The organism is Paenibacillus sp. tmac-D7, from assembly GCF_006519665.1.
GTDB classification, from domain to species: Bacteria; Bacillota; Bacilli; order Paenibacillales; family NBRC-103111; genus Paenibacillus_G; species Paenibacillus_G validus.
Window position 1 is genome coordinate 121984 of sequence record NZ_VIDW01000010.1, and the last position, 25718, is coordinate 147701.

Consider the following 25718-nt stretch of genomic DNA (forward strand, 5'->3'; position numbering starts at 1 on the left):
TCTCAAATTCGTTTCCCTGTGATTATTAAATCAGAAGATTATTAAAATAAAATTTGAAAAGCTTAAGAATAGCTTAGTTTAGCCTGAAAAAATGCAAAAAAAAGACCCCGGATTTTTCAGGATTGAAAAATCCGGCGTCTCTTCTTCAGCAGCTTCGGATTCCATTCGCAGGGAAACCGCATTTGAATGACCGTGCCTTGACCCTCATTGCTTTCCGCACGGATGGAGCCGTGATGGGCTTCCACAATCCACTTCGCAATCGATAAGCCGAGACCTACTCCGCCGTCCGACCGCCTGCGCGCCTTATCCGCTCTGTAGAAACGATCGAACACATGTGGCAAATCTTCCTTCTTGATGCCGATACCCGTATCCGCAATTTCGATGGTGACGTAGCTGCCGTCCGTCTCCGTCCGGAGGCTTATCGAGCCTTTGTGTGTATATTTCAACGCATTATCCAGCACAATGACCAGCAGCTGATGCAAATAATCCGGATCTCCCGTCATGGACAAAGCCTCGGGCGTATACGTTCGCAAGCGGATGCCTTTCAGTCGGCACAAGTCCTCGAACTCGTTCGCGACCTTAACAATCATGCCGGCCAGCTCCACCTTGGTATATTGAAGCTGGAACTGGTGTGAATCGGAACGGGCGAGCGTCAGCAAGTCTCCGACCATCTTGCTCATGCGCTTTGTTTCATCGATCATCACGGCGATTTTCGCGCTTTCCTGTTCGACCGTTCGCTCCGGATGCCGGAATAGACGCTCCAAGTGAAGCTGCAGCACGGATAACGGCGTGCGCAGCTCGTGTGAGGCGTCCGAGACGAACTGCTGCTGCTGCTCCCAAGCCTTCTGAATCGGCACAAGCGCGCGGCTTGCCAGAAACAACCCCGTCATGACGGCGATCAACAGGCTGACAAGGCTGCCCGTTCCGATCAGAAACAGCAGATTGTGCAGCACGTTCCGCTCCGGCTCCAGGTTGTATGCGATCTGCAGCCTTCCGTTCGGAACCGTTTTCGTCAACACCCGATATTCGGAATCCTGGACGGTGATATTGACGAAGGCTCCTTCTACGCCGGCTTGCTTCAACGTTTCGAGCAGCGGTTCTTCCACGCCGTCGCGCGGCGCCTGGAACTGTACGTTGCCATGCGCATCCCATTGGACGAATGTCATTAATTGAGGGGGGCGAAAAGGGAAATTTCTGCCCGGTTGACGGTTGCTGATGAACGTGAAGCCGTTCATTTCGTTCTTCATGGCCCGATCCGTCTGCGCATATAACCGCTTCTCGGTCGAATAGTAGAGAACCGCGCCCAGGCCATTGAACAGCAGAAAAAAAACAAGGGAAAATAACAGGACCAACCGATACCTTGTCTTGTTAAACATGCGCCCCCTCCGCCTTCAGCATATATCCGACGCTTCGCACCGTACGAATATACGACTCGCAGCCGCAAGCGTTCAGCTTCTTGCGAAGGTAGTGCACGTACAAGTCGACGGCGGTTTCGTTCGCATTCGAATCGAGTCCCCACACCCGGTTGAAGATTTGATCGCGCTTAACGATCTGCTCCTTATGCTGAATCAAGTAGGCAAGCAGCTCGTACTCTTTGCTCGTCAGCTTGATCAGAGTGCCGTTGCAGGTTGCTTCGCAATCGTCCGGCGACAGAACGAGGCCGCCATAAGTCAGGGGCGTTTCTTCCGCCGGGCCTTTCTTGCGCCGATGGAGCGCGCGCAGCCGCGCCAGCAGCTCATCGATCGCAAACGGCTTCACCAAATAATCGTCGGCCCCGGCATCAAGTCCCTTCACTCTCGCTTCTATCGAATCCCGCGCCGTGAGAAACAGGCAGGGGGTACGTATTCCGTGCTTTCGCAGCGATTGGATCATGCTGAGACCGTCCATGCCCGGCAGCATGATATCCAGTACCAGCAGGTCGTAATGTCCTTGCTCTGCGAGCGCATATCCTTCATGACCGTGCTCCGCATAATCGACCTGGTAGTGCTCGTCCTCCAGCACAGCCACGATCGCATCCAATAAATGGGCGTCATCCTCGACAACCAACACGCGCACGTTCAAGCACTCCCATCTGAACTGAATTCCTCGTATGAACTAGTATAACCGCGGTTTTTCACAGGAAGCAAGATCAATCCCGGCGAGCGTGCACATGTTGTCGAACAAACTCGTTTTCCCAACCCGCTTATGCTACAATACTACAATCGAAACTGTATGCTGCAGGAGGACAAGGATCACCATGTTGATTATCGGTATCGCCGGAGGCACGGGCTCCGGGAAGACGACTGTCGCCCGATCGGTTATCGACCGTCTCGGGATGGATAAAGTTACGTTTATTTCACAGGACAACTATTATAAAGACCATTCGCACTTGCCCTATCATGAAAGAGAATCGATCAACTACGATCATCCGCTCGCCTTCGATAACGAACTGCTTCTGGAGCATCTCCGGACGTTGAAGCAGCACCGTACGCCGGTCCAGGCGCCCGTCTACAACTTCTCCATGCACAGCCGTTCGACAACGGAGACGGTCGAGTTGATGCCGAATAAAATTGTCATTATCGAAGGGCTGCACGTATTGTCCGACGAAAAACTCCGCGGCATTCTCGACATCAAGGTGTTTGTCGACACGGACCCGGACGTTCGCATTCTGCGCCGCGTGCTGCGTGATATTCACGAGCGCGGGCGGTCTATCCAATCGATCCACGATCAATATTTACACACGGTCAAGCCGATGCACGAAGCGTTCATCGAGCCATCCAAAAAATATGCCGACATCATCATCCCCGAAGGCGGGCAAAACGAGGTCGGCATTCAGCTGCTCTCCATCTTAACGGAGAAATACTTAACGACGTAAACTATATGTGTTATTAAATATATATCAAGCTAACAGATTCAGATACGGTTTGCGCTTCAGTGCGCAGTGAAAGAGCTTCGCCCATCCGGGCGAAGCTCTTTCATCTCTGCCTTATACAACCGATCGCGCCGCCTCTTCTTCAAGCAGCAATTGCTTTAACCGCTGAACGCAGCTCGGATCGATGCCGCACACATCCGCGACGTAACGGTCCATCGATCCGTGGGTTTGAACGACCTCCTCGAGGACACGTACCAAATATTCCCGCTTTACAACTAACAAATCCTCGAAACGCTCGGGTGGGATTTGGAACAAGGTAACCCAGCGCATGAACCGGATAAAGGGGCGGACCCTCGGTTGAAAATACGCGTTCGTCAATTCATACTCGTCCAGCACCGTAGACATCGGCACCCCGACCAGCAGCTGGATCAAAGCGCTCAAGTAGCCCGTCCGGTCCCGGCCGGCCGTACAATGAATCAATGCGGGCATGTTCGAACGCTCGCTCAACAGCGAGATCACTTCCTGAATTTGAGTCGTGCTTTGATGCGCAATGCTCTGATAGAAAGCCCGGTTGAACGCGTCAAATTCGGATTTGGCGCTTTTGCGGAGGAGCATGCCGATCAGCTTCGCTTGATTGAGCTTCTCCCCCTCTTTAAACGGATAAATCGGGATATGAACGGTTCGCAGCCCTTCGGTCGGAGGAAGCCGATCCGGCTTCTTCTGTCGTTCGTCGGGCGTGCGCAAGTCACAAATCAGCTTCAACCCGTATTGATTCAGCTTGTCTAGGTCCTGCAGCGTCAGACGGGATAAATCGTCGGAGCGGAACAAAACGCCCGCTTTCATCCGGCGACCGTCGGCGGTCGCCAGCCCGCCGATATCGCGAAAATTGAATAACTTGGTAAAGGGTCTTACGATGGGTCTTTCTTCGGTTCCGTTCACGTTGTATACATTCCTCTTTCTACAATCAGTGTTATTCAATCAGGATAAAGCATTCCACTTGCGCACGGTTCGTACAAAACGATTATATCGTTTTTTTCCGTAAACGAATATAGACAAGGAGGCAGCTTTGCAGCTGCCTCCTTGTCTTTCGGCGGAATGTATCGGCTTACAGACCACTTGCGTTATTCGGCCGCAGGCGGCTCCACGGCTGCCGGCGCCGCAGACGGCGTCACGGATCGCTTCGTGAAGTTTTTGATCAGTTCCTCCACGTCCAAACCGCTGACGTTTTTCAGCATGTCGGGAGCCGTCGCCATCAGCTCGGTCACGTAATTGCTGACGCGCGTCGCCCCTTTGCCGCCGCCCGTATCGACGACGGTCAGCTTGTCGATCGACTTCATCGGCTCCGCGATTTTGCCGGCGAGCTCCGGCAGCATCTTCACGATGATGTCGAGAATCGCGGCTTCGCCGAACTTCTCGAACGCCTCCGCCAATTTCTCCTTCGCCTCGGCCTCCGCCAAGCCGCGCAGCCGTATAACCTCCGCTTCCGCCGAGCCCTTGGCGCGCTCCGCATCCGCGATGGCCATCCCCTCCAGCCGCTTCTGCTCGGCCATCGCCTTCGCTTCGGCTTCGATCCGGTACTGCATCGCGTCGGCTTGCGTTATTTGCTTCGCCTTCTCCGCTTCCGCCGCCTGGATGACAGCATACCGGTCGGCGTCCGCTTTCTTCTTCACTTCCGCATCATACTGCTTCTCCCGGCGTAAAATCTCTTTAGCCTCGAGGTCGATCTCGCGCTCCTTGCGGACGATCTCGACGCGCATTTGCTCTTCGACCACGCTTTGCTTTGCGCGAGCCTCCTGGATGTTGTACGCCTGATCCGCTTCGGCCCGCGCCATCTCTTGATCTTTCTTAAAGGAAGCGACCTTCAGCTCCTTCTCCTTGTTCGCTTCCGCAATGTTCGTATCGCGCAGCAGCTCCGCCTTCTGCCCTTCTTCCTCAGCAAGCGCCTTCTTAATCCGCGAATCCCGCACGGCTTCCGCCTCCGCGATTTCGGCATCGCGCTTCACAGCCGCGATCCGGGGTTTACCCAGCGCGTCCAAATATCCGTGCTTGTCGCGCAAGTCTTTGATGGTGAACGAGACGATTTGCAGACCCATTTTCTTCAAATCTTTGGCCGCGACGCCTTGAACCTCTTGCGCGAATTTATCCCGGTTGCGGTACACTTCCTCTACCGTCATCGAGCCGAGAATCGCCCGCAGGTGCCCTTCGAGCACTTCCTGCGCCTCACCCTTCAATGCTTCCGTCGGTTTGCCCATGAACTGCTCCGCCGCCGTCGCAACGTCCTCAACCGCGCCGCCGATCTTAATGATCGCCACGCCGTCGGCCATAACCGGCACGCCCTGCTCGGTATACACTTCAGGCGTCGAGACGTCGAGTTTATGTGACAGCAAGGATAAAAACTCGGCCTGCTGGAACACCGGTAATATGAACGATCCGCCACCGCGCACGATTTTAATTCTACGGCCGGTATCGTCCTCCATCACGTTTTTGCTGCCCAGGAAGGAACCGGTTACAATCATCGCTTCATCGGGACTAACCGTCTTATACCGCGCCCAGAACGCAAGTCCCAGCACGACGATCACACCGACAACAATACCCGGAATTACAAATACATCGTTTACATTCATTCCCTTCACTCCCTATTCCAAATTGGTTTCAAGCGGAGATACCCAGACCGAACCTTCACGTACTTCGACTGTGACGACACGCGCACCGGATGCGATTTCGATGCCGTCAAAGCTCTCCGCGATTTGATTCGTCACGCTGCCGCCCATCCGATACAATACTTCCCCGCAGCCGCGCGCCGGAATCGGGACCGATACTTCCCCGATGCGCCCAACCAGATCGTTCATGGAGAACGCAACGGAATTATCGGTGTTGTTCATCGGTTTAACATACAATAAATAGACCAGAACCGAAGTTCCGACGGCCGCAAGTGACGCCAACGCGAGCACGTACGCCGTGCCGAGAGAGGTGAGCCTCATCAGCATTAGCCCTGAGCCGCCCATAACCGTAATTGCGCTAAACAAGACCATCGGTTGAAAAACATGCAGCAGATCGCCGGACATCCAACCGAACATCCCGTCCAGCGCATTGCTGAGCAAATCTCCTAGCAGCACAGTCACCAGCGCAAACAAAATACCCGTCACCAGCAAGCCCGTATAAACTTCCTGCATCCGAACTCCCCCCTGGTTGTTTAGGAATTACCCAACGGTTAATACGTGAAATTCCGTCAAATAGTTGCACTTTCACCTGAATATTTTACAAATAAAGTATATCAAACAAAACCACCGCCCGAGTAACTTATCGGTCGGTGGCTTTGTTTTTCAACGCCATCATTTGATAGACGGCTCTCGTATCTCCGCGCAGCGTCACCTCGGCGCTGCGCATTTGCGATGAACCGTCGCCGTCCAGGAAGATGCCGTCGACCAGTTGGCCGGGTGCGATCGTCTCCCGAATCGCCGTGCGGAACGCTTCAACGGTGCACGGCTTGTCCGAGACGATCATCCACAACGCTTGCTGCCGGTCGTAGACGGCTGCAGACCGCAGGCGCGGAGCGTCCATAACGGGCATATTCTCTTTCCTTGCCTGCGCCCGCCACCCGGCTTCGTCGTTCAGCGACATGCTGACGCCGCCTTGCGCCCAATACCGTTTCCGGTCCGTGACCTGCAGCCGGTTCGCGGCATCCGTCACCTGGATCGAGAAGCGCTGCGAAGCTTCGTCCCACACCAGTGTCCCTTTCGGCACATCGATATTGGTCCATCCCGAACCGTAGTCGTGCGGCTGGCCTTTGAGCGGACGATCGCCGATGACCGCGATGCTGAGCAGATCCCCGTTCCAGAAGAACCCTCCGTTCATCCCGTATTCGTTCGTATCGGTTACATTCGTAGCGATTGCCCGCAGTTCGACATTAGCGGGGCTCGTACGCAGCGCATGAAGCCGTACGCCGTTGGAAGCGCCATACAGGGAGTACGTATAGGGCGGGGGCGGGGCCGGCGCGGGCTTCCGGAACGTCGCAATCGGCAAGCCGAGCTGATGGGCCAGCAGCAGCGACAGCCATAATCCCAATAGAAATCCCGCGATTAACAGACCGGGAGATACGGTGCGCGTCGTACGCACCATTTTCGGCAGAGCGGTATGCATCGGTGTTCCCTCTCCTTCTCGTTCAGAGCGGCCCGCCATATCGAGCCTCGCAATCTATTCTATGAATCCAAACTAGCGATTATGACGGGACGTCGCATAGAATGCCCTGATGGACGTACCGGTTATGCCGAATAATGGATAAAAAACGCGCTTCCGATCTCATACTAAGTGTTGTGTCATTCCATACCGAATTCAATCCTAGGAGCGCCTCATGAACCTTATATCCGGGCGGTTGTTGTGGCCGCTCACCTGGTTAGACGCACCGACTTATCCGAAGCTCGGACACGATATTGAATGCGACTGCTTGATCGTCGGGGGTGGTGAAGCAGGAGCTTCCTGCGCCTATGAATTAACGAAGCTAGGGGTCGATACCGTCCTCGTCGACAAACAGCGCATCGGAGCGGGCAGCACGTCCGCCAACACCGGGCTGGTCCATTTCGCCAACGATAAATCGCTGACCTCCTGCATACACACTTTCGGCGAACGAGCGGGGCTTCAATTTTATAAGCTATGCCGGCAAGCCGTGAATGATTTGGAGAAAACAAGCGGCGAACTGGATACGTTTCCCGACTTTATGCGCCGTGAAAGCTTGTATTTCGCTTCCTGCGAGGAGGACCTCCATAAGCTGAAGCAGGAATATGAAACGCTCTCCCGATACGGATTTCCTGTGGCCTACTTGGAAGCCGCCAACATCCGGGCGAGATTTCCCTTCGAGAAGCCGGGTGCCATTCTCTCCAACGGGGACGCCGAAATCAATCCGTACAAGAACGCCCACGCCTTGATACAGACCGCGCGCCACCACGGGCTGCGCGTCTACGAGGAGACGCAGGTCCAGCGGCATGAAGCCGGTAAGGACTACAATATTTTTATCACAACCGACGGCCGGCGTATTCAAGCGAAGAAAACCGTGTTCACGACAGGGTATGAGACGCAGGAAATCAAACCAAATCCCAATGCCGTAATGTCCAGCACTTACGCCATTGCCACGAAGCCTGTCGAAGCACTGGCATACTGGCCCACTCGCTGCATCATTTGGGAGACGGCCCGGCCTTACCTGTTTATGCGGACGACCGCCGATAACCGTGTCATTATTGGCGGCTTGGACGAAACAACGACGGACCCGGACGAACGCGATCGTAAATTGCCGGCCAAGCAAAAGGAGCTGCTGCAGGAGGCGATCAAGCTGTTCCCTGCCTTATCGGGATCTGATGCCGAATACGCGTGGGCCGGGTTATTCGGAGGCACGCACGACGGCTTGCCGTTAATCGGCAGGCAGGCCGGCTTCCCGCATTGTTACTTCGCCTTGGTGTACGGCGGCAACGGTACCCTATACAGCACAATAGCGGCGCGGATAATAAGAGGACTCATCACCGAAGGCAGCCACCCGGACGCGCCGCTGTTCCGGTTCGATCGTCCGAAGCGCGACCCAGGCTTCTCTGTCGGGTGACCGCCTGCTTCTTTTACCACGTAAAAACTGGAATCGTCTCGCCCGATCGGTTACTATGGTAATGAAATGCTATTTCATACTATGAACCTATCGCATCGAGGTGATCGTTAAATGGAAGAAGCCGTCGTGATTGGAGCCGGCCCTTGCGGCTTATCCGCCGCCATCGAACTGCAAAAAATCGGCATCGACCCGCTGGTGATCGAAAAGGAGAACGTTGTTCATTCCATTTATTTATATCCGACGTACATGCAATTTTTCAGCACGCCGGAACTGCTCGAAATCGGCGATTATCCGTTCAGCACCCCCAATGAGAAGCCTACCCGTCAGGAAGCGCTCACTTACTATAGGACAGTGGCAAGCCGCAGGCAGCTGCGCGTACGCCCTTATCAGCGCGTGACCGAAATCGGAACGGCTGGGGACGGCGCCTACAAGCTGACGGTGGCGGACGCAAGCGGACGGGTTAACATCGTCGAAGCGCGCCATGTCATCGTGGCGACCGGCTATTTCGACCAACCGAACCTGCTTGGCATTCCCGGTGAGCAGCTGCCGAAGGTGAGCCATTATTTCCGGGAAGCGCATCCTTATGCAGGAACGAAGGTAACGGTCATCGGCGGCAGCAATTCCGCCGTCGACGCGGCGATGGAGCTGCTCCGCGCGGGGGCGGAAGTCACCGTCGTCTACCGCGGAGATACGTACTCGCCCGTCATTAAGCCGTGGGTGCGGCCGATCTTCGAGAGCATGGTGAACAAGGAACGAATCCGGATGTGGTTCGGCTCCCGGGTTACACGGATCGATGAAGCATCGGTCACCGTCGTCAAGGACGGCCAGGAGCATACGATCGAGAACGATTTCGTGCTGGCGCTTACCGGGTTTCATCCCGACCGCAGCTTACTCAGAGCCGTCGGCGCCGCTTTCCGCGACGACGACGAAGTGCCGCTCTTCGATCCGGAGACGATGGAGACGACTTGCCCGGGCATTTATATCGCCGGCGTCGCCGCGTCAGGCAGGAACGCCAACGAAGTATTTATCGAGACAGGCCGCAATCACGGCGTCTGGATTGCGAGGCATATCGCGAGCAAGCGGTAGCCTTCAAGTGAAGAAAGCCGGGGTCCCCATGGGTTCCCCGGCTTTCTTCGGTACGTGTATCGGTTAAAATATAAGTTCTTTTTCCCTCTGGGTCAAACGACGACCGGCGATATCGACGACGAAGCGCCCGCCCGAAATTCCCCAGATGCGTGAGCCGAATTTCTCGGCGAGCTCGATTTGGTGCAGGCTGCAGAACACGAGCAGCTTCTCTTTACGGCAAATGGACTGCAAATCCTCCATCACGCGGCTGGCCGCTTCGGGGTCGAGACCGGACACCGGCTCGTCCGCGAATATGACTTTCGCGCCTTTAATCAGCGCCCTGCAGATGGCGACGCGTTGTTTCTCGCCGCCGCTTAATTTCTCTATCGGCTCGTGAGCTTTGTCGAGCAGTCCCACCTTGTCGAGATAGTCCATCGCTTCCATATGATCTTCTTCCGAGACGGAGTTCGTCAGAAAGCGCCACCATGATTTTTTGAACAACAGCGCTCCAAGCACGTTCTTCAGCGCCGATTTCCTCGGATTGAACTGCGGCTTCTCCTCCAGATAGGCCCACTGCTTCTGCAGCTTGAATTTCTCCCATGCGTTCAGGGACGTAATGTCTTTACCGTCATAAATATATTGCCCTTCATCCCATTTCTCCTTGAGCATGAGACAACGAAATAACGTCGTCTTCCCGCTGCCGCTGGCGCCGAGCAGGGCAACCAATTCGCCCTCGTCCGCTTGGAAGCTAAGCCGCTGCAGCACGCGATGGTCGGGCTGGAACGTTTTGGATAAATTTCGTACGATGATCATCCGAGCTTTAATCTCCTTTGTGCGCATCCGGTAGTCTACTCCACTATATCACGTCTTTCCACATAAAAACCACATTTCGGAACATCCTATTACAGGTTCAATCCCACTTTATAAAGGAGGTTCACCCGCATGAAACATCAATTGGTGAAATTGGTCAGTGAGCAAGCCGGCATTACCGAGGGTCAAGCGGACAGCGCTGTAGAGGCCGTAATCGGATACTTCAGAACGCGTGTGCCTGCCGACATGGCTGAAGAAATCAACAATTTGGCCGTCGGTCACAATCAGGACGATCAAGGGTAACCCCAGGGGATGGCCTTGCCAAAGAAGCCGAACGCGCAGAGCGTCCGGCTGCTTGCTTGCGGAACGAATCCGCTTATTGCGGGTTCGTTTCCTTTGGAACTTCATTTAAACTCGGTGGCCGTTTTGCGGCTTTATCCGCGTCCACGGGAGTTTCCTCTTCCGTAAATTTATTTTCTCTGAAGTCCGGACTGTTTTTCGTATGTTTTCGTTCGTTATGCATAAGCATTCACCTCCCATTATGTTGGTAATATGCCGCATTCGGAACGTTCGTATTCGAAATTTGTATGATTTTGTCATAAAAATTATGAATCCGTTCGACAACGATTTACAAACTTTACGCATGATTTATATTATAATATTCAAGATCGGACAACTTTATCACGCTGGGAGATGGGGTCAGGAAAGATGGAAGAAGTGGAATTGAAACGTCGCTTGGAGCGGATGCAAATTCAGCTCTATCGGCTAGTTGAACAAAGAGGCAGCTTTGTAGACCCCCAAGTGGTTAAGCTCAGTCAACAAATCGATCGTCTGGTCCTGACCATTCAACGAAGGAAGATGAAGGAACGCGTGCAGTAAACCAAGAGGCCATTCAAAAAAATGCGCCTCTTTTTTGCGCCCGCACTTGTAAAACGTTACATGATGTGTTATATTAAAACCGTGGAATATCAAGGGTTTCAGCAAAATGACGACGTTCAGTCCCCCTCTATGCCGCGCTTATGATCGCACCATTCACGAACCTAATAAAGGAGCGATGCAGCATGACTTATGAAGCACAACAACCGCAGGAGAAGAAAATTCTCGTCGAACTGACCCTTAATGAAGCGCTTTCGCTAACCGGCACCCGTTTTCCGCAAAACCATCGTCTGGAAGTCGATGCCATGCACAAGATCAAGAAGCAGTTGGATGAACAACTAATCGATAAGCGTAATAGCCTGCAATAAAGATGATACCTAGCCTTCGGCAGCCGCCGGGGGCTTTTTACTTTGCCTGCCGGTGTGGCGGCTTTCGTTGCTTACCTACAGGTCAATCTCTATAATGGACGTATACCGCTCAACCGGAGGTAAAATCTTGTGGACAAACAAACCATTGTAAATCGCATCGATCAACTGGCTTCCGAATTTATTGACATCGCTGCCTTCATCGGGGAGAATCCCGAACTCGGCCATGAGGAATGGAAAGCGTCCGCGCGCTTGAAGGAAGCGCTCGAACGGCACGGCTTTCAAGTACAGTCCCCCGTACTCGATCTGCCTACCGCTTTCCTGGCAACATATAAGGCGGCAAAACCGGGGCCTACGATCGCTTTCCTGTGCGAATACGATGCGCTGCCTGAGCTTGGTCATGCGTGCGGCCATCATCTGATCGCCGTGATGGGTCTTGCGGCGGCCGTCGGTTTGCAAAGCGTCATCGAACAAACCGGGGGCACGATCCGCGTATACGGCACGCCGGCCGAAGAAACAAAAGGCGCCAAAGTAACGATGGCCGCTGCCGGCTTGTTCGACGACGTCGATGCCGCATTAATGGCGCATCCCTACTATGCTTACGAAAAATCCGGCATGTCGCTGGCGATGGACGCGCTGCAGTTTGAATTTCACGGCAAAGCCGCCCATGCCGCGGCCAGCCCCTATGAAGGCGTTAACGCGCTGGATGCGGTGCTGCTGCTGTTCCAAGCGGTCGGTCTGCTGCGGCAGCAGCTGCGCAGCCATGCGCGCATCCACGGCATTATTACGGAGGGCGGGAAAGCCCCGAATATCATTCCCGCGTATGCCGCCGCCCAGTTTTACGTCCGTTCCGCCGATCGGCCGTATACCGATGAAATCGTCCGCAAGGTGCTGAGCTGTGCCGAAGGCGCCGCTTTACAAACGGGCTGTACGATGAAGTGGTCGAATTACGAGTACTCGTACGACGAGCTGATCACGAACGAAGCGTTATCAGAAGCGTTCACGCACAACTTGATCGCAATGGGGATTCCGGAGGCGGACATTCAGCACGGCAAGGATCACGGGTCGCTTGACCTCGGCAACGTGTCCCGTCAATGTCCCTCCATTCATCCGTATGTGAAGGTCGTCGACGAACAGCACCTGCTGCATACGAAGGAGTTTCGCGATCTCGCCATGCAGCCCCGCGCCTTCGAAGGGATGCTTCTCGGCGCGAAGGTACTCGCCCGGACGGCTTATGACGTCGCCTCGTCCCCGGCGCTGCTGCAAGCGATTAAGAGCGAGTTCGAGCGGCGCGTATTGTTCAAATAAAAAGCCGCGGCGCCGGATCATCCGGTTCAGCCGCGGCTTCGTTGTTCAAGCTAAAGCACCTTGCGCAAAAATTCCTTCGTTCTCGGATGCTGCGGGGCGGCAAAGACGTCGGCCGGCGTTCCCTGCTCGACGATCTTCCCGCCATCCATGAAGATGAGCCGAGTACCCACTTCGCGGGCAAAGCCCATCTCATGCGTGACGACGACCATCGTCATGCCCTCTGCGGCCAGCTCCTTCATGACGTCTAGCACTTCGCCGACCATTTCCGGATCGAGTGCGGACGTCGGCTCGTCGAAGAGCATCATCGTGGGCGACATAGCGAGGGCGCGGGCGATCGCAATCCGCTGCTTCTGGCCGCCGGACAGGCTGCCCGGATAACTGCCGGCCTTCTCTGCCAGGCCGATCCGCTTCAGCAACTGCTGAGCAATCTGCTGCGCTTCGTCCTTCGTCCTCAGCTTGAGCTTCACAGGAGCCAGCGTAATATTCTCCATCACGGTCATGTGCGGGAACAGATTAAATTGCTGGAACACCATCCCCATACGCTGACGCAGCTCGTTGATATTGGACTTCCCGCGCAGCAGTGAGACACCATCGAATTCGATATCGCCGCCGGTCGGCTGCTCGAGCAGGTTCAGGCAGCGCAGGAATGTGCTCTTCCCCGAACCGCTGGGACCGATGATGACGACGACCTCGCCCTTATGAATGTCGAGATCGATTCCGTTCAACACGTGATTGGAACCGAATGTTTTGCTTAATTGGGTTACTTTAATCAGAGGTCTTCATCCTCCTTTCGGCAATGCCGAGCAGCTTGGACAGCGTGAATGTCATGATGAAATAGATGAAGGCCACGACAATCAACGGCTCGAACGGCAGGAACGTATTCCCTTTTACCGTATCTGCGCTGTACATCAATTCCCCGATTCCAATGACGGAAACGATGGACGAGTCTTTAATGATGATGACGAACTCGTTGCCAAGAGCGGGCAGCACATTACGAAGAGCCTGCGGCAAAATAATGTGTCTCATGGCCATCGCATGCGACATGCCAAGCGAGCGGGCCGCTTCCATCTGGCCGCGGTCGATCGCTTGAATCCCGGCCCGAAACGTTTCGGCAACGTAAGCGGAGCTGTTGATCGACAACGCAATAACCGCAGCCATCATATCCGGGAAAGACGATCCGAAGTAAGGCACCTCGGGAAAGTGAATACCGATCTTGGGCAAGCCGTAATAAAACAAGAACACTTGCACGAGCATCGGCGTTCCGCGAATAAACTCGATATACGAAGTCGCGAACAGCCTCAGCGGCCATATTTTGGATATGCGCATTAAGGCAATGAAGATGCCGAGGATAACCCCGAGCACTACGGTGAAGGCCGACAAAATTAAGGTGACCTTCGCCCCGTCGATAAAAAACATATAATATTTCGGTAAGAATGAAAAATCCACGACTCGCCCTCCCTTCCTCTTCTAATATCGGTTGTAAACCGAACAAAAACCCGCCGGAAATGGACTCCGATCAGGTTTTCATTCCAGCGGCAACAGCCGCCTGACCTTCTTATTCCACTAATTCATTCGCTTCTATGACCAATTTATCGATCGTTTTGTCTGCAATCAGCTTGTCCAGCGCCTTGTTCATCGCTTCAACCAGCTCTGGGTTGTTTTTCTTCACGGCAATCGCCGATCCGCTGTCTTCCGTCGTCAGCTTAATGTCCGCAAAAGCAAGATCCTTGTTCTTGCTCAGATATGCGGCTGCAACGGGCTGTTCGACGACCAGAGCTTCCACTTTATTGTTCTTGAGCTCCAGCATCAAGTCGGAAATTTTACCGATAGCCTTCACTTCGGAACCCGGCATTTGCTCTTTGACGATCGCTTCTTGCGTAGCGCCTTTTTGCGCGCCGACCTTCTTGCCCTTCAAAGCTTCGATCGTATTGTACTTGTCCTTGTCGGCCGCGCGAACGACGACCGTTTGAATCGCCGTATAATACACTTTCGTAAAATCGACGGCTTGTTTGCGTTCTTCGGTCGGCGTCATGCCGGAGATGACGAAATCGATATTGCCGGCTTCAAGCGCCGCGAGCAAGCCATCGAATTTCATATCTTTCAGCTCCAAAGTGACCCCTAATTCCTTGGCAATCGCTTTAGCGATTTCAATATCAAAGCCAACGATCTGGTCTTTTTTGTCAATTTCTTTATGAAATTCATATGGCGGATAGTCTGCGCTCGTACCGACGACGATTTTGCCGGCTTTCTTGATTTGATCCAGCTTTGTTTCTTTTTGGGCTTCGGCAGGCTTGTCCCCTCCGGTAGTTGTCGTGGCTGCAGGTTTCGTACCGCAAGCGGAAAGTATGAGCAGGAAACATACCAAAATAATAAAGGACACTTTGTTTTTAGGCATTGGTCAATTCTCCTTTCAAGATAACTTCAACATTATATTATACGAGATGTTTTTTTACAATAACTTTGCATGATTGCGGCTGCATAATTCCGTTATACCACGATCCATTTAAGTAAATCTAGCAGCCTATGAACCAGGAAACGAGGTGCTCTACCGGCAAGCGGCAACACTTCCAGCCCTGATAAAAAGGGAAAAAGCGGCAATCCCTCCTAAGAGGATTACCGCTTTTCGATATGAGAAACTACGAACTCCGACAACTGTTTGGTCAAGCCGCCCTTGCCGAACTTGAGATAAACGCCTTTGGAGCGATCTTCCCCCTGCAGCGAGGTCAGAAAATCGACGATTGTCTGCCGCCGGGCAACGATATCCCGAATGCCAAAGCGGTACAACCATTCGTCCACGGTATTATAGATGCCGCGGTTCAATCCGTACTGCTCGAAGCAATACGTGACAAATTGAAAATCGGGAATTTGAAGATCAGGCGACGGTGATGTATTTTCCACTCTGGAGAGCATGAATTTCCCTCCTTACGGATTTGTTCGCTGCTGCTTCGGTTCAATTGTCGTCCGTCTCACTTGCTGTTCCGCCGCTTCAAACCGTTTACGTTCCGTACGTTCAATCTGAACGATTCTACCGTCATGTACGACAATTTGTACGCTGCCGTACTCTAACCCATTCACGCTTTGCAGTATTCGTTTTGTCCAAAGATCATCCACATCAAGCGGCTTCGCCATCATAATCCCTCCGTGACCAAATTTATTTAACCCTATGCGTTAACTCGGCTTTTAATGTATGAAAAGCAGACGATTAATCCGCTTCCCGCTGTTCTTAAATCGTCCAATCATTCCATTCGTTCTTCCGTTTATCGATGTACAGGAGCCAATCCCGCGTCTTCTGAATCAGCTGTTCTTTCGCTTGTCCGCCGGAATACGTATGATCGGCCTGAAAAATAACTTCCTTGTCGCACTGCCCTTGACTCCGCAGCCAAAACAGCTTCTGATACAAGAAGCAGTAATCGACCGGGATCACTTCATCGGCCGTTCCATGTACGAGCAGCACGTCTCCGTTAAACTTCCGAAGCTGCTCGAACGGCTGATGCCGGGTCAAGCTTTCGAAGAACACCGGCTGAAGCGCGTAGCCCAAATAGTCGGAAGAGCCGAACTGCACCGCTTGCTCGTACACTTTCTTGCCGGTAATGCCGACAATATCGTTGAAGGGATAGGCCACGGACGACCACATCACCAGCGTCTTCACACGTTTGTCCTTCGCGGCTGTCAATAAGGCTACGGCGCCGCCTAAGCTGTGGCCGAGCAGCACGACCCGCTGCGGGTCGACGCAGTCGATAGCGAGCGCATAATCGATCACGCTGCGCGTCTGGTCGATCATCGCGTCGAGGCCCCCGGCACCGTAATCGCCGGTGCTTTCGCCGCAGCCCCCGAAGTCGAAGCGCAGCACCATGTAGCCATGACGGGCGAACTCCCGGGCCGACATAACGAACAACCGATCCACGCCGATACGCGTGCCTACAAATCCGTGGGCGATGATGACGATGGGCGTGCGCGCTGTCGCGGAACGGTCCGGCGTCTCGTTCTCCGTGAAAACCGGATAATGTAAAGTTGCCGCTAGCTCAATGTTTCCGCTTTGAATGGTGATGTGATGTTCCATGGCAGGATCCCTCTTTTACAATTAAATGTGAACCGGCATCGGATCGTTCTTCAATCCGTTCTCGAGAATAAGATGCCTCTCCTCGTTAAACAAATACAAGCGGTGAATCAACACGTGCACATCAGTGCCAGGCTTCAGCTCGGGAAGCTCCAGAGAACGGTAAGCGAACAGCCGATCGCCTTCGACCTCCACTTCCACCTGCCAATGTATGCCCCTGAAAAATACGTTTCGAACGATGCCTCGCTCGGCCGCCGACGGATAAGAAACTTCGCCGGGCAATCCGACCTCGATAAATTCCGGCCGAATGATCGCTTTCGACCGGGATAAGACATCCGGATCGAATCCCTTTAAGTTCGAGATGTCGTCCAGCGGATTCGATTCCCCGATAAAACCAGCTACGAATGGTGTCCGCGGGTGCTTATAGATGTCGATCGGCGATCCCTGCTGCTCTAATCTCCCCTGATGAATGATCATGATCTGGTCGGCGACCTCGACGGCTTCCTCCTGATCGTGCGTGACGAAGATCGTTGTGATGCCCACGCGGTCGATCATCTCTTTCAGCCAGGTCCGCAGCTCTTTGCGAACCTTCGCATCAATCGCGGCGAACGGCTCGTCGAGCAGCAGCACTTGCGGTTCCGGCGCAATGGCGCGAGCGAATGCGACCCGCTGCCGCTGACCGCCGGAAAGCTGATGCGGCAGCCTTTTCTCTAACCCTTTCAATCCCGTGAGTTCGATCAATTGTTGAACTCTCTCTTTAATTTGCGCTTTCGTCCGTTTTTGAACCGTTAAGCCGAACGCAATATTGTCGAACACGCTCATATGCCGGAATAACGCATAGTTCTGAAAGACGAAACCGATGCCGCGGCTTTGCGGCGGTTCATTGTTCACGCGTTTGCCGTGAATAAGGATATCGCCGGAATCCGGTTCCTCGAGTCCTGCCAGCATGCGCAGAATCGTCGTTTTTCCGCCGCCGCTCGGTCCGAGCAGCCCGATCAGTTTCCCTTTCTCAACCTCGAAGCTTACATCTTTGGTCGCTTGGAAGCTGCCAAAGCTTTTGGTCAAGTGTTTGGCAACGATATGCATAGGCCTTATTCCCCTTCCCGGCTTTGCTCTTTGGCATGCTTCCATTCGATGACAGACTTGACGACAAGCGTCACGACAGCCAACAGGACAAGCAGCGACGCGATGGCAAACGAGCCGGCAAAATTATATTCATTATACAAAATTTGAATGTGCAGCGGCATCGTATTCGTCTGGCCCCGGATATGACCCGAGACTACGGAGACGGCGCCGAATTCACCCATCGCACGGGCGTTGCACAAAATAACCCCATACAACAGGCCCCACTTGATATTCGGTATCGTGACTTTCCAGAAGATGCGCCAGCCCTTGGCGCCGAGCGTCACGGCCGCCTCTTCCTCTTGCGTACCCTGGGCCTGCATCAACGGCAGCAGCTCCCGGGCGACGAACGGGAACGTAACGAAGATCGTCGCAAGCACCATGCCGGGCAGCGCAAATAATATTTTGATATCGTACTGCTGCAGGAGCGGCCCGAACCAGCCTTTGGCGCCGAACAGCAGCACGAAGATCAGGCCGGCGATGACCGGAGATACGGCGAACGGTAGGTCGATCAGCGTGATAAGCAGGTTTTTCCCTTTAAAACGAAACTTCGTAATCGCCCACGCGGCGGCGACGCCGAACACAAGATTCAGCGGGACGGCGATGGCAGCGACGCTTAAGGTCAACCGGATCGCCGCGGCGGCGTCGGGCTCGGTTAAAGCTGCGGCATACACTTCCCAGCCTTTGCGGAACGCCTCCGCAAACACGCTGATAAGCGGCAAGATCAGCAGCAGTCCAATGAACAGCAGCGCGATTCCGATCAGGATAAATTTGACGAAACGCGATTCGGTAATATGGCGGGGCCGATCTGCGGTCTTGGCCCCGGCCTTGGCAGTTGTCGTGACATAGCCGGCCATGGCGGTCCTCCCTCTCTCGACCTACACGGTCGTGAAGCGGCGGTTAGCCCGCCACTGGATCAGGTTGATGACGAACAAGGTGACGAAGGAGATCAAGAGCATGACCAGCGCAATGGCCGTCGCCCCCGCGTAATTGTATTGTTCCAGCTTCGTCATGATGAGCAGCGGAGCGATTTCCGTCTTCATCGGCATGTTGCCGGCGATAAACACGACCGAGCCGTACTCGCCGACCCCGCGTGCGAAGGCCAGCGTAAATCCGGTAAGCAGCGCCGGGAACAACGCCGGGAAAATAATGCTGCGAAACGTACGCCAGCGGCCGGCACCCAAGCTGACCGCGGCTTCCTCTACATCCTTCTCCAGTTCTTCAATGACCGGCTGCAACGTCCGGACGACGAACGGGATGCCGATGAACGTTAAAGCGAGCGTGATCCCGAGCGGTGTAAACACGATCTTGATGCCATGCGGTTCGATCAGCTTGCCGATCCAGCCGTTCTGGGAATAAATCGTCGTCAAGGCGATCCCCGCCACCGCCGTCGGCAGTGCGAAGGGCAGGTCGACGAGCGCGTCGACGATCTTCTTGCCCGGGAACGTGTACCGGACGAGCACCCAAGCGACGATAAAACCAAAGATGGAATTAATCGCTGCCGCCGCGAGCGACGTGCCAAAGCTGATTTTTAAAGACGCGATGACACGTTCGTCCGCAATCGTTCCCCAGAAGTCCGACCAGCCCATACCGGACGTTTTAATAAAAATAGCGGACAGCGGGAACAGAACAATAAGGCTTAAGTACAATACAGTAAAACCCATCGAAATCCCAAACCCGGGTAAAATACTGCGCTCTTTCCAAGCTTTTCGCATACCGTCGTTCTCTCCCCGTTACGGTTTGTAAATTTTGTCGAACACGCCGCCGTCGTTAAAGTGTGTCGTTTGGGTTTTCGTCCAACCGCCGAACGGCTCGTCGTTAATGGTAAACAGGCTGACTTTGGCGAATTGGTTCTCGTATTTCTTCGCGACCGACTCCAGACGCGGTCGGTAATAGTTTTTAGCGGCGATCTCTTGGCCTTCTTCCGAATACAAATATTCGAGGTAAGCCTGAGCGACTTCGCGGGTGCCCTTCTTGTCGACGACTTTATCGACGACGGCAACCGGCGGCTCCGCCAATACGCTGATCGAAGGTGTCACGATTTCGAATTTGTCTTTACCGAACTCATTGATCGACAAGTACGCTTCGTTCTCCCAGGCGATCATGACGTCGCCGATCCCTTTTTGCACGAACGTGTTGGTTGAATCGCGTGCCCCGGAGTCAAGCACCGGTACGTTCTTGAACAGCTTCTGCACGAATTCTTGCGCTTTCGCCTCGTCCTTGTTGTTCTTTTGGTAAGCGTAGCCCCATGCGGCTATATAGTTCCAGCGTGCGCCCCCCGACGTCTTCGGATTCGGCGTTATGACTTGAACGCCCGGCTTCACCAGATCGTCCCAATCTTTAATCCCTTTCGGATTTCCTTTCTTCACCAGGAACACGATGGTCGAGGTGTACGGCGTACTGTTATCCTTCAGTTTGCTTTGCCAGCCCTCGTTGATTAAGCCGGCATTTTGAATCGCATCGATATCGTAAGCGAGCGCAAGGGTCGTGACGTCGGCTTCCAAACCGTCGATAACCGAACGGCCCTGCTTGCCGGATCCGCCGTGCGACTGTTTAATCGTCACGTCTTGACCGGTTTTATTTTTCCAATAAGCGGAGAAAGCTTTGTTATAGCTGACATACAGCTCGCGAGTCGGATCATAGGAGACGTTCAGCAGCTCAACCGCCGGTTTGGCCGATGCGGCCGGCTTCGAACCTTCTGCCGGAGCGGCGCCCCCAGTGCCGGCTGTCTTGCCCGATCCTCCGCCGCAAGCGGTAAGACCGACTAATGATAAGGTTAAAGCGCCGAACAAGGACCACTTGCCGAAGGAACGGAACGCTTGTTGATATACGGTTGTCATAACAGTTACTCTCCCCTTGTATAAGTTTCTCTTATGAGTACGTCGTGAGTTTATCGGGCAAGGGTAATTGGCCAATCCCCAAGCATCGTAATCAGCGTTCCGGTGGTCCGGTAACAAACAAATAATTCCGATAAACTTACTATGTTATGGAAGTATATTAGCATCCGTCTTTTCGTCCTGTCAATTGTTTTTTTATTTTTTCTTCCTTTTTTTACGTGCAAAAGCCCCGCCTTCCGTCACGGTTATCCGCTGGGAAGACAGGGCTTATAAAGTTACGCCTCGGGGACGAGCGAATCGGTCGTGCCGCCAGATTTGGCCGCCTCGCTGCAATCGCTGCAGTACCCGAGAATGTCGAACCGATGATTCACGACTTGAAAGTCTTGCGGAAAATTGGACATATGCTTCATCGGGCAAAATTCAAAGGGAACCGTCTTCTCGCACTGCATACAGATCAGATGATGATGATGGTGCGATCGGCAGCGGGCGCGAAATTTCAATCCTTCGTTCAAATAAATTTGCTCCAATACGCCCATTTCGCTTAACAAACGGAGGTTGCGGTATACCGTATCGAAGCTGACTCCCGGGTACGACGCCCGCATATATTCGTAGACGTCCTTGGGTGACAAATAGCCTGGCGATTCGGCGAACAAAGCCGCCAATTTTTTGCGCTGGTCGGTGATCCGCCAGCCTTTGGCCGACATCGCTCTGACAATATCCTGAATTGTCTCTTGAACTTCGGGCTTATGCACATGCTCGTGATTTTCCATAGCGACCTCATCTTTCTCTACCGGTAACGCTCCCGAACGATTGGCGTTGCCGGATATCTTATCTCATAATGCCGTATTAGCCAAGGAAGAGTCAAGACTCCGAGCACTCAAGCGCCGTCAACTCGGTTTCCAGGACGGACCGGTCGAAGTGCTCCCCGATAAAGACGGCGACGCTCGGCACGTTTTCCTTCGGCGCAATTTTCATAAAATCCATTTGCCGGTACGCATACTGGAACATAAACGGACTTGCCGTATCGGTAAACCGCAAAATACCCTTGGCTCGAAAAATGTTGTCCGGCAGCCTTCCAACCAACGCTTCGAACCGCTCGCTGTCGATGGCCCAGGTGAAAAAGTGCGTATACGCCATGACGTGGTCATGCGAATGATGCGCCGCCTTCGGAGCGTCCTCGCTGTGCCCGCTATGCTCCGCATGGTGTACTGCGCAACCGTGATCATCAGGATGCTCGTGATGCGAATGCCCCTCGGCGCAGGTGCAGCCCAGGGCGTTATCGCGATGGTGCCGAACAACGCCTCCTTCCAGCCGATCGAACAGCGTGAAGTCGATCTCGCTGCGTACGGTTCGCACGATCGGAGCCGACGGATTCAGCTCGCGGATCAGCGCTTCCAGGCGAAGCCACTCGCTCGGGGGAACAAGATCGGTTTTATTGAACAAAATGAGGGTGGCGCATCGAATTTGGTCGGCCATCAGCCTGTATGTCCGCGATTTCGGCGATTCCGACTTTTCGGCGAACAGCGCCGCATCGACCACGGTCACAACGGAGGCAAGCTCCACCCGCGTCAGCAGCGAGGCGTCGGTCACACCGTCGAGCATTTCCATCGGATTCGCCGCGCCCGTCGATTCCACGAACACGACATCGGGCTGGTGTTCATCGATCAACTGCTTCAGCTCGAGTCCGAGATCGCCGCGAATCGTACAGCAAATGCAGCCGCCTAGCATTTCCGTCATCGGTACCTCTGCGCTCACCTGCATGCCGTCGAGGTTCACCTCGCCGAGCTCGTTCATAAGCACAGCCGGTTTACGGCCGTTTAATTGATAGTAATCGAGTGCGCGCGTCAGCAGCGTCGTCTTGCCGCTGCCGAGAAAACCGCTTAATATATGGACAGGAATCGTATGTGTATGCTTCATGAAGTTCACTTCCGTTTTTCTTCAAATTGTACGCCGCACGGAACGGAATGTCAATTAAACGAAATATTTACGATTATAATCAAGCGGTGTCTGCTTCTATTTGAGCGCGCTTTGGAATACATGCTAATAAAACCGGTCCACCGCAACCGCATGGAAAGAAGGGCTGTTTTGGTGAAGGACGCGAACCCGCTCTGTCAAGCCACCATTCAAATCGACCCCACGTTCGCCTATTACGTGGATCGCTCGGAAGCGAGCGTCGCCGCCGAGCTTGAGCAAGCCGGCTACCGCAGCGTACGTTATTTTGTTACCGATGAAACGAAGATCAACGGACGCCTGGTCCGTGCCCTGCGCGAGCGCGGCATGGAGGTTTGGGCGATGGCGCTGGGCAACGGCGCATATGGAACCGGGCATCTTCCGCCGGCGTGGCGAAGCTGGCAGATGGAGCTGTTGAAGCCGGTGAACGACGGGTACGTCCGGCTCTCCCCGTTCAGCGCGGGATATACCGCCTGGAAAAAATCCGCGTTAGCCCAAGTTGTCCGCGAGCATCCGTTCACCGGCCTGGAAATCGCAGAAGCGTATTTTCCCGAATGGAACGGGCTGGGCACCGGGGTCTACGGGGACGTCGGCCCGTTGGCGCAGGCGGCTTTCCGCCAGTTCAGCGGCGGGGCGATGCCGGAATTCCGTCTTCGCACCTCCCCCCTGTACTATAAGAAAGACCGCGCCCGTTACTTGCTCTGGATCGACTTGCGCGTGCGCGCAGTGAACGACTTTCTGCACGAGGTTATCAACGGCCAGGGCGGCGTGCGCGATGCGAATCCGCGGATTCGCATCGCCACCTGGTCGCTCGCCGTCGATGCGGGCCGCGACCCGGTCGGGGACGTCCGTGAAGCGCAGGGGATCGACGCGGTCGCGATGATCCGGCGCGTCCGGCCCGACGCGCACGTGCTGCAGACGCATTGGCCGGACTGGATGCGGGCCCGTCTGCCGGCGGATTACATCCGCAGATACCGTCCCTTCGCAGAGCCGATTCGTCTCGCTTTTCCTTCCCTGCCGCTTGGCGTACAGACGGACATCGGATCGCTGCGCGGGATGCGCCGGAGCCGGGCCTGGCTGAAGCGGTTCGGAACCGAGGCGCACGCGCAGGGCTACCGCTTCTGGACCGCTTACGAGCACTCGATCGGGCTGCCGATGTATGCGGAGCCCCCGCTGCCCTTGTCGGCGGCACGCTTAGGCGACGCGCACCGGGTACGGTTGACGTTCAGCAAGCGGATCGATCCGGCTTCCGCCGCAGGCGGAGCATTCCGCATACGTACGACGAACGGCGGCTATGGCGGCGAGCTGGCGCCGATCCATGTGGAGGCTGTGGACGGACAGCTCGTCGAGCTGTGGTCGGACGGCTTTCCGCCGGAGGAGTTCGAGCTTGAAGTCATCGGTGTGCGCGATACGCCCGACCGCTGGCTGCTCCGCGATCAGCCGGCCAACACGACGCCGGACGGCACCCGTGTGTCGATCCCCGCATTTCCCGATTGATCATTGGTCATTTATCTCATGAAGGGTTACAATTAAAATAAATCCCATCCATGCCCGAAGGAGTGAATGCCCGTGAATGCCGCCGCTCTTAAACAAGAACGCGCCAACGCTATCAGCCACGGCATCGGAGCCGTGCTCAGCGTGGCCGCTCTCGTCCTGCTGGTCGTCCGTTCTTCGCTGTACGGAACGCCCTGGCACATCGTCAGCTTCGCCATTTTCGGCGTGTCCCTAATCCTGCTTTACGTGTGCTCCACCCTGCTGCACAGCGCCCGCAAGGAACGCTGGATCAACCTCTTCGAGATTATGGACCATGCCGCCATCTATGTCCTGATCGCAGGCACGTACACCCCTTTCCTGCTGGTGACGATTCGCAGCCCGCTAGGATGGAGCTTGTTCGGCGTTGTCTGGGGACTGGCGCTCGCCGGCATCATCTTCAAGCTGTTTTTCGTTAAACGATTCAACGTGCTGTCGACAATATTCTACATCGCCATGGGATGGATGATTATTCTCGCCTTCCGGCCGCTGGTACAGCAGCTGCCCGAGCCCGGCGTCATGTGGCTTGTCATCGGAGGGATCCTGTACACGTTCGGCACCGTGTTTTATTTGTGGAGGAAGATTCCTTATCATCACGCCATCTGGCATACCTTCGTCCTGCTCGGCAGCGTCAGCCACTTCATTTCCGTTTATTTCTACGTCCTGCCGAACTAAGCGGCGAAAAGCGGCAGCATTAATAAATTTGTTGGTGCACAAGGACCACAAGGGCAACAAGGAGCACAAGGTCCTCAAGGTATACGAGGGCTACTGGAGCCGCTGGTGCTACGGGGGCTGCTGGTGCCACTGGCGCTACGGGTGCAGCGGGGGCCACTGGCGCTACGGGCGCTGATGGTGCCACAGGTGCTACGGGCGCTGCTGGTGCAGCGGGAGCCACTGGCGCAGCGGGAGCCACTGGCGCTACGCGCGCCGCTGGTGCCACAGGTGCTATGGGCGCTACAGGGGCTGGGCTATCCCAATACGGGTACATTTATAATATTGCCGCTCAAGTTGTAGCAGTAGAGGCCCCTATCCTATTTGATTCAACTGGTGTAACTACAGCTGGAATCATTCATACTCCCGGAACCCCTATTACTATTGTTACCACTGCAGGTGATTATGAGGTTACTTTCTCTGTTTCTGGTGTAGAACCCAACCAATTTACACTATTCTTAAATGGCTCCGCGATTCCGTTTACCGTATACGGTTCAGGTGCCGGCACTCAGCAAAACATTGGGCAGGCGATAATCACCTTAGCTGCCGGCGATAGTCTTACTTTGGTCAATCATACTTCCGCGGCCGCGGTTACCCTTCAGACTCTAGCCGGAGGTACACAAGTAAACGTTAACGCTTCTCTTGTTAT

Annotated in this window: 28 protein-coding genes and 1 pseudogene; 10 read left to right on the forward strand and 19 right to left on the reverse strand. The window is 54.6% G+C overall.

The window, feature by feature from the left end; all coding sequences use genetic code 11:
* Positions 1 to 116: 116 nt before the first annotated feature.
* Complete coding sequence (locus FKP33_RS09800) at positions 117 to 1376, reverse strand: sensor histidine kinase (protein ID WP_141334785.1); 1260 nt, start codon at positions 1374 to 1376, stop codon at positions 117 to 119.
* A complete protein-coding gene (locus FKP33_RS09805) occupies positions 1369 to 2055 on the reverse strand; it encodes a response regulator transcription factor (RefSeq protein WP_054795522.1) in 687 nt (228 codons plus the stop codon). The genes FKP33_RS09800 and FKP33_RS09805 overlap by 8 nt, the downstream gene beginning before the upstream one ends.
* Before the next feature lie 181 nt (positions 2056 to 2236).
* On the opposite strand from FKP33_RS09805, the gene udk reads away from it, so the two are divergent.
* A complete protein-coding gene (gene udk, locus FKP33_RS09810) occupies positions 2237 to 2854 on the forward strand; it encodes a uridine kinase (RefSeq protein WP_141334787.1) in 618 nt (205 codons plus the stop codon).
* Positions 2855 to 2965: 111 nt separating this feature from the next.
* Here the strand turns inward: udk and FKP33_RS09815 are convergent, their stop codons facing one another.
* The 4 genes from FKP33_RS09815 to FKP33_RS09830 form a co-directional block, all read right to left on the reverse strand.
* Positions 2966 to 3790, reverse strand: a complete 825-nt coding sequence (locus tag FKP33_RS09815; protein ID WP_054795432.1) for a tyrosine-protein phosphatase — start codon at positions 3788 to 3790, stop codon at positions 2966 to 2968.
* A 182-nt stretch (positions 3791 to 3972) separates the two neighbouring features.
* Positions 3973 to 5475, reverse strand: a complete 1503-nt coding sequence (locus FKP33_RS09820; protein WP_127605847.1) for a flotillin lipid rafts scaffold protein FloT — start codon at positions 5473 to 5475, stop codon at positions 3973 to 3975.
* A 12-nt stretch (positions 5476 to 5487) separates the two neighbouring features.
* Positions 5488 to 6024, reverse strand: a complete 537-nt coding sequence (locus FKP33_RS09825; RefSeq protein ID WP_141334789.1) for an NfeD family membrane protein — start codon at positions 6022 to 6024, stop codon at positions 5488 to 5490.
* A gap of 127 nt (positions 6025 to 6151) precedes the next feature.
* On the reverse strand, positions 6152 to 6991 hold the full coding sequence (locus FKP33_RS09830; RefSeq protein ID WP_127605843.1) for a hypothetical protein: 840 nt from the start codon (positions 6989 to 6991) through the stop codon (positions 6152 to 6154).
* A gap of 211 nt (positions 6992 to 7202) precedes the next feature.
* Between FKP33_RS09830 and FKP33_RS09835 the strand changes: the two genes are divergently transcribed.
* The gene (locus FKP33_RS09835; RefSeq protein ID WP_141334791.1) at positions 7203 to 8438 is read left to right on the forward strand and encodes an NAD(P)/FAD-dependent oxidoreductase; all 1236 of its coding nucleotides are present in this window, start codon (positions 7203 to 7205) and stop codon (positions 8436 to 8438) included.
* 111 nt (positions 8439 to 8549) lie between these two features.
* Positions 8550 to 9524, forward strand: a complete 975-nt coding sequence (locus FKP33_RS09840; RefSeq protein ID WP_127605841.1) for a YpdA family putative bacillithiol disulfide reductase — start codon at positions 8550 to 8552, stop codon at positions 9522 to 9524.
* 63 nt (positions 9525 to 9587) lie between these two features.
* On the opposite strand, the gene FKP33_RS09845 is transcribed toward FKP33_RS09840, so the two are convergent.
* Positions 9588 to 10316, reverse strand: coding sequence for a phosphonate ABC transporter ATP-binding protein (locus tag FKP33_RS09845; RefSeq protein ID WP_127605839.1), 729 nt, complete (start codon positions 10314 to 10316; stop codon positions 9588 to 9590).
* A gap of 129 nt (positions 10317 to 10445) precedes the next feature.
* Here FKP33_RS09845 and FKP33_RS27070 point away from each other — a divergent pair, with 129 nt between their 5' ends.
* The 4 genes from FKP33_RS27070 (at position 10446) to FKP33_RS09860 (ending at position 12862) form a co-directional block, all read left to right on the forward strand.
* Positions 10446 to 10616, forward strand: a complete 171-nt coding sequence (locus FKP33_RS27070; protein WP_164751739.1) for a hypothetical protein — start codon at positions 10446 to 10448, stop codon at positions 10614 to 10616.
* Between the two features lie 405 nt (positions 10617 to 11021).
* A complete protein-coding gene (locus tag FKP33_RS09850; RefSeq protein WP_127605837.1) occupies positions 11022 to 11192 on the forward strand; it encodes an aspartyl-phosphate phosphatase Spo0E family protein in 171 nt (56 codons plus the stop codon).
* Between the two features lie 182 nt (positions 11193 to 11374).
* Positions 11375 to 11557, forward strand: a complete 183-nt coding sequence (locus tag FKP33_RS09855) for a hypothetical protein (RefSeq protein WP_054795428.1) — start codon at positions 11375 to 11377, stop codon at positions 11555 to 11557.
* A 129-nt stretch (positions 11558 to 11686) separates the two neighbouring features.
* Positions 11687 to 12862 carry a M20 family metallopeptidase gene (locus FKP33_RS09860; RefSeq protein ID WP_236595902.1) on the forward strand — a complete coding sequence of 392 codons (1176 nt, stop codon included), beginning with the start codon at positions 11687 to 11689 and terminating at the stop codon, positions 12860 to 12862.
* 50 nt (positions 12863 to 12912) lie between these two features.
* Here FKP33_RS09860 and FKP33_RS09865 read toward each other — a convergent pair whose 3' ends face one another.
* The 12 genes from FKP33_RS09865 to FKP33_RS09920 all read right to left on the reverse strand — a co-directional run bounded on the left by FKP33_RS09865 (position 12913) and on the right by FKP33_RS09920 (position 22795).
* Positions 12913 to 13635: an amino acid ABC transporter ATP-binding protein gene (locus FKP33_RS09865; protein ID WP_127605835.1), complete on the reverse strand. Its 723-nt coding sequence runs from the start codon at positions 13633 to 13635 to the stop codon at positions 12913 to 12915.
* Complete coding sequence (locus FKP33_RS09870; protein WP_127605833.1) at positions 13628 to 14308, reverse strand: amino acid ABC transporter permease; 681 nt, start codon at positions 14306 to 14308, stop codon at positions 13628 to 13630. Before FKP33_RS09870 ends, FKP33_RS09865 begins: the two co-directional genes overlap by 8 nt.
* A 109-nt stretch (positions 14309 to 14417) precedes the next feature.
* Positions 14418 to 15257 carry an ABC transporter substrate-binding protein gene (locus FKP33_RS09875; protein WP_141334793.1) on the reverse strand — a complete coding sequence of 280 codons (840 nt, stop codon included), beginning with the start codon at positions 15255 to 15257 and terminating at the stop codon, positions 14418 to 14420.
* A 218-nt stretch (positions 15258 to 15475) separates the two neighbouring features.
* Positions 15476 to 15772 (reverse strand): RNA-binding protein, encoded by a 297-nt coding sequence (locus FKP33_RS09880; RefSeq protein ID WP_127605829.1) that lies wholly within the window; start codon positions 15770 to 15772, stop codon positions 15476 to 15478.
* Between the two features lie 12 nt (positions 15773 to 15784).
* On the reverse strand, positions 15785 to 15991 hold the full coding sequence (locus tag FKP33_RS09885) for a YezD family protein (RefSeq protein WP_127605827.1): 207 nt from the start codon (positions 15989 to 15991) through the stop codon (positions 15785 to 15787).
* Positions 15992 to 16085: 94 nt separating this feature from the next.
* Entirely contained in the window at positions 16086 to 16922 is an 837-nt protein-coding gene (locus FKP33_RS09890; protein ID WP_054795424.1) for an alpha/beta hydrolase, read from the reverse strand.
* A gap of 21 nt (positions 16923 to 16943) precedes the next feature.
* On the reverse strand, positions 16944 to 18005 hold the full coding sequence (locus FKP33_RS09895) for a sulfate/molybdate ABC transporter ATP-binding protein (RefSeq protein WP_127605825.1): 1062 nt from the start codon (positions 18003 to 18005) through the stop codon (positions 16944 to 16946).
* 5 nt (positions 18006 to 18010) lie between these two features.
* The gene (gene cysW, locus FKP33_RS09900; RefSeq protein ID WP_127605823.1) at positions 18011 to 18898 is read right to left on the reverse strand and encodes a sulfate ABC transporter permease subunit CysW; all 888 of its coding nucleotides are present in this window, start codon (positions 18896 to 18898) and stop codon (positions 18011 to 18013) included.
* Between the two features lie 21 nt (positions 18899 to 18919).
* The gene (gene cysT / locus FKP33_RS09905) at positions 18920 to 19756 is read right to left on the reverse strand and encodes a sulfate ABC transporter permease subunit CysT (RefSeq protein WP_054795422.1); all 837 of its coding nucleotides are present in this window, start codon (positions 19754 to 19756) and stop codon (positions 18920 to 18922) included.
* An 18-nt stretch (positions 19757 to 19774) separates the two neighbouring features.
* Positions 19775 to 20881: a sulfate ABC transporter substrate-binding protein gene (locus tag FKP33_RS09910; protein ID WP_141334795.1), complete on the reverse strand. Its 1107-nt coding sequence runs from the start codon at positions 20879 to 20881 to the stop codon at positions 19775 to 19777.
* Positions 20882 to 21153: 272 nt separating this feature from the next.
* Entirely contained in the window at positions 21154 to 21648 is a 495-nt protein-coding gene (locus FKP33_RS09915; RefSeq protein WP_141334797.1) for a Fur family transcriptional regulator, read from the reverse strand.
* 91 nt (positions 21649 to 21739) lie between these two features.
* On the reverse strand, positions 21740 to 22795 hold the full coding sequence (locus tag FKP33_RS09920; protein ID WP_141334799.1) for a CobW family GTP-binding protein: 1056 nt from the start codon (positions 22793 to 22795) through the stop codon (positions 21740 to 21742).
* Between the two features lie 171 nt (positions 22796 to 22966).
* Between FKP33_RS09920 and FKP33_RS09925 the strand changes: the two genes are divergently transcribed.
* The 3 genes and pseudogenes from FKP33_RS09925 to FKP33_RS27660 form a co-directional block, all read left to right on the forward strand.
* Positions 22967 to 24325, forward strand: coding sequence for an N-acyl-D-glucosamine 2-epimerase (locus FKP33_RS09925; RefSeq protein ID WP_258313424.1), 1359 nt, complete (start codon positions 22967 to 22969; stop codon positions 24323 to 24325).
* Positions 24326 to 24397: 72 nt separating this feature from the next.
* Positions 24398 to 25033, forward strand: coding sequence for a PAQR family membrane homeostasis protein TrhA (gene trhA / locus FKP33_RS09930; protein ID WP_236595904.1), 636 nt, complete (start codon positions 24398 to 24400; stop codon positions 25031 to 25033).
* Between the two features lie 272 nt (positions 25034 to 25305).
* Positions 25306 to 25718, forward strand: a pseudogene (locus FKP33_RS27660) (collagen-like protein); the annotation flags it as partial.

Excerpts from the sequence above, each read along its gene's own strand:
- FKP33_RS09800 (WP_141334785.1), bottom strand. The coding sequence starts at position 1,376 with ATGTTTAACAAGACAAGGTATCGGTTGGTCCTGTTATTTTCCCTTGTT.
- udk (WP_141334787.1), top strand. The coding sequence starts at position 2,237 with ATGTTGATTATCGGTATCGCCGGAGGCACGGGCTCCGGGAAGACGACT.
- FKP33_RS09820 (WP_127605847.1), bottom strand. The coding sequence starts at position 5,475 with ATGAATGTAAACGATGTATTTGTAATTCCGGGTATTGTTGTCGGTGTG.
- FKP33_RS09825 (WP_141334789.1), bottom strand. The coding sequence starts at position 6,024 with ATGCAGGAAGTTTATACGGGCTTGCTGGTGACGGGTATTTTGTTTGCG.
- FKP33_RS09830 (WP_127605843.1), bottom strand. The coding sequence starts at position 6,991 with ATGCATACCGCTCTGCCGAAAATGGTGCGTACGACGCGCACCGTATCT.
- FKP33_RS09835 (WP_141334791.1), top strand. The coding sequence starts at position 7,203 with ATGAACCTTATATCCGGGCGGTTGTTGTGGCCGCTCACCTGGTTAGAC.
- FKP33_RS09840 (WP_127605841.1), top strand. The coding sequence starts at position 8,550 with ATGGAAGAAGCCGTCGTGATTGGAGCCGGCCCTTGCGGCTTATCCGCC.
- FKP33_RS09845 (WP_127605839.1), bottom strand. The coding sequence starts at position 10,316 with ATGATCATCGTACGAAATTTATCCAAAACGTTCCAGCCCGACCATCGC.
- FKP33_RS27070 (WP_164751739.1), top strand. The coding sequence starts at position 10,446 with ATGAAACATCAATTGGTGAAATTGGTCAGTGAGCAAGCCGGCATTACC.
- FKP33_RS09850 (WP_127605837.1), top strand. The coding sequence starts at position 11,022 with ATGGAAGAAGTGGAATTGAAACGTCGCTTGGAGCGGATGCAAATTCAG.
- FKP33_RS09855 (WP_054795428.1), top strand. The coding sequence starts at position 11,375 with ATGACTTATGAAGCACAACAACCGCAGGAGAAGAAAATTCTCGTCGAA.
- FKP33_RS09875 (WP_141334793.1), bottom strand. The coding sequence starts at position 15,257 with ATGCCTAAAAACAAAGTGTCCTTTATTATTTTGGTATGTTTCCTGCTC.
- FKP33_RS09880 (WP_127605829.1), bottom strand. The coding sequence starts at position 15,772 with ATGCTCTCCAGAGTGGAAAATACATCACCGTCGCCTGATCTTCAAATT.
- FKP33_RS09885 (WP_127605827.1), bottom strand. The coding sequence starts at position 15,991 with ATGGCGAAGCCGCTTGATGTGGATGATCTTTGGACAAAACGAATACTG.
- FKP33_RS09890 (WP_054795424.1), bottom strand. The coding sequence starts at position 16,922 with ATGGAACATCACATCACCATTCAAAGCGGAAACATTGAGCTAGCGGCA.
- FKP33_RS09895 (WP_127605825.1), bottom strand. The coding sequence starts at position 18,005 with ATGCATATCGTTGCCAAACACTTGACCAAAAGCTTTGGCAGCTTCCAA.
- cysW (WP_127605823.1), bottom strand. The coding sequence starts at position 18,898 with ATGGCCGGCTATGTCACGACAACTGCCAAGGCCGGGGCCAAGACCGCA.
- cysT (WP_054795422.1), bottom strand. The coding sequence starts at position 19,756 with ATGCGAAAAGCTTGGAAAGAGCGCAGTATTTTACCCGGGTTTGGGATT.
- FKP33_RS09910 (WP_141334795.1), bottom strand. The coding sequence starts at position 20,881 with ATGACAACCGTATATCAACAAGCGTTCCGTTCCTTCGGCAAGTGGTCC.
- FKP33_RS09915 (WP_141334797.1), bottom strand. The coding sequence starts at position 21,648 with ATGGAAAATCACGAGCATGTGCATAAGCCCGAAGTTCAAGAGACAATT.
- FKP33_RS09920 (WP_141334799.1), bottom strand. The coding sequence starts at position 22,795 with ATGAAGCATACACATACGATTCCTGTCCATATATTAAGCGGTTTTCTC.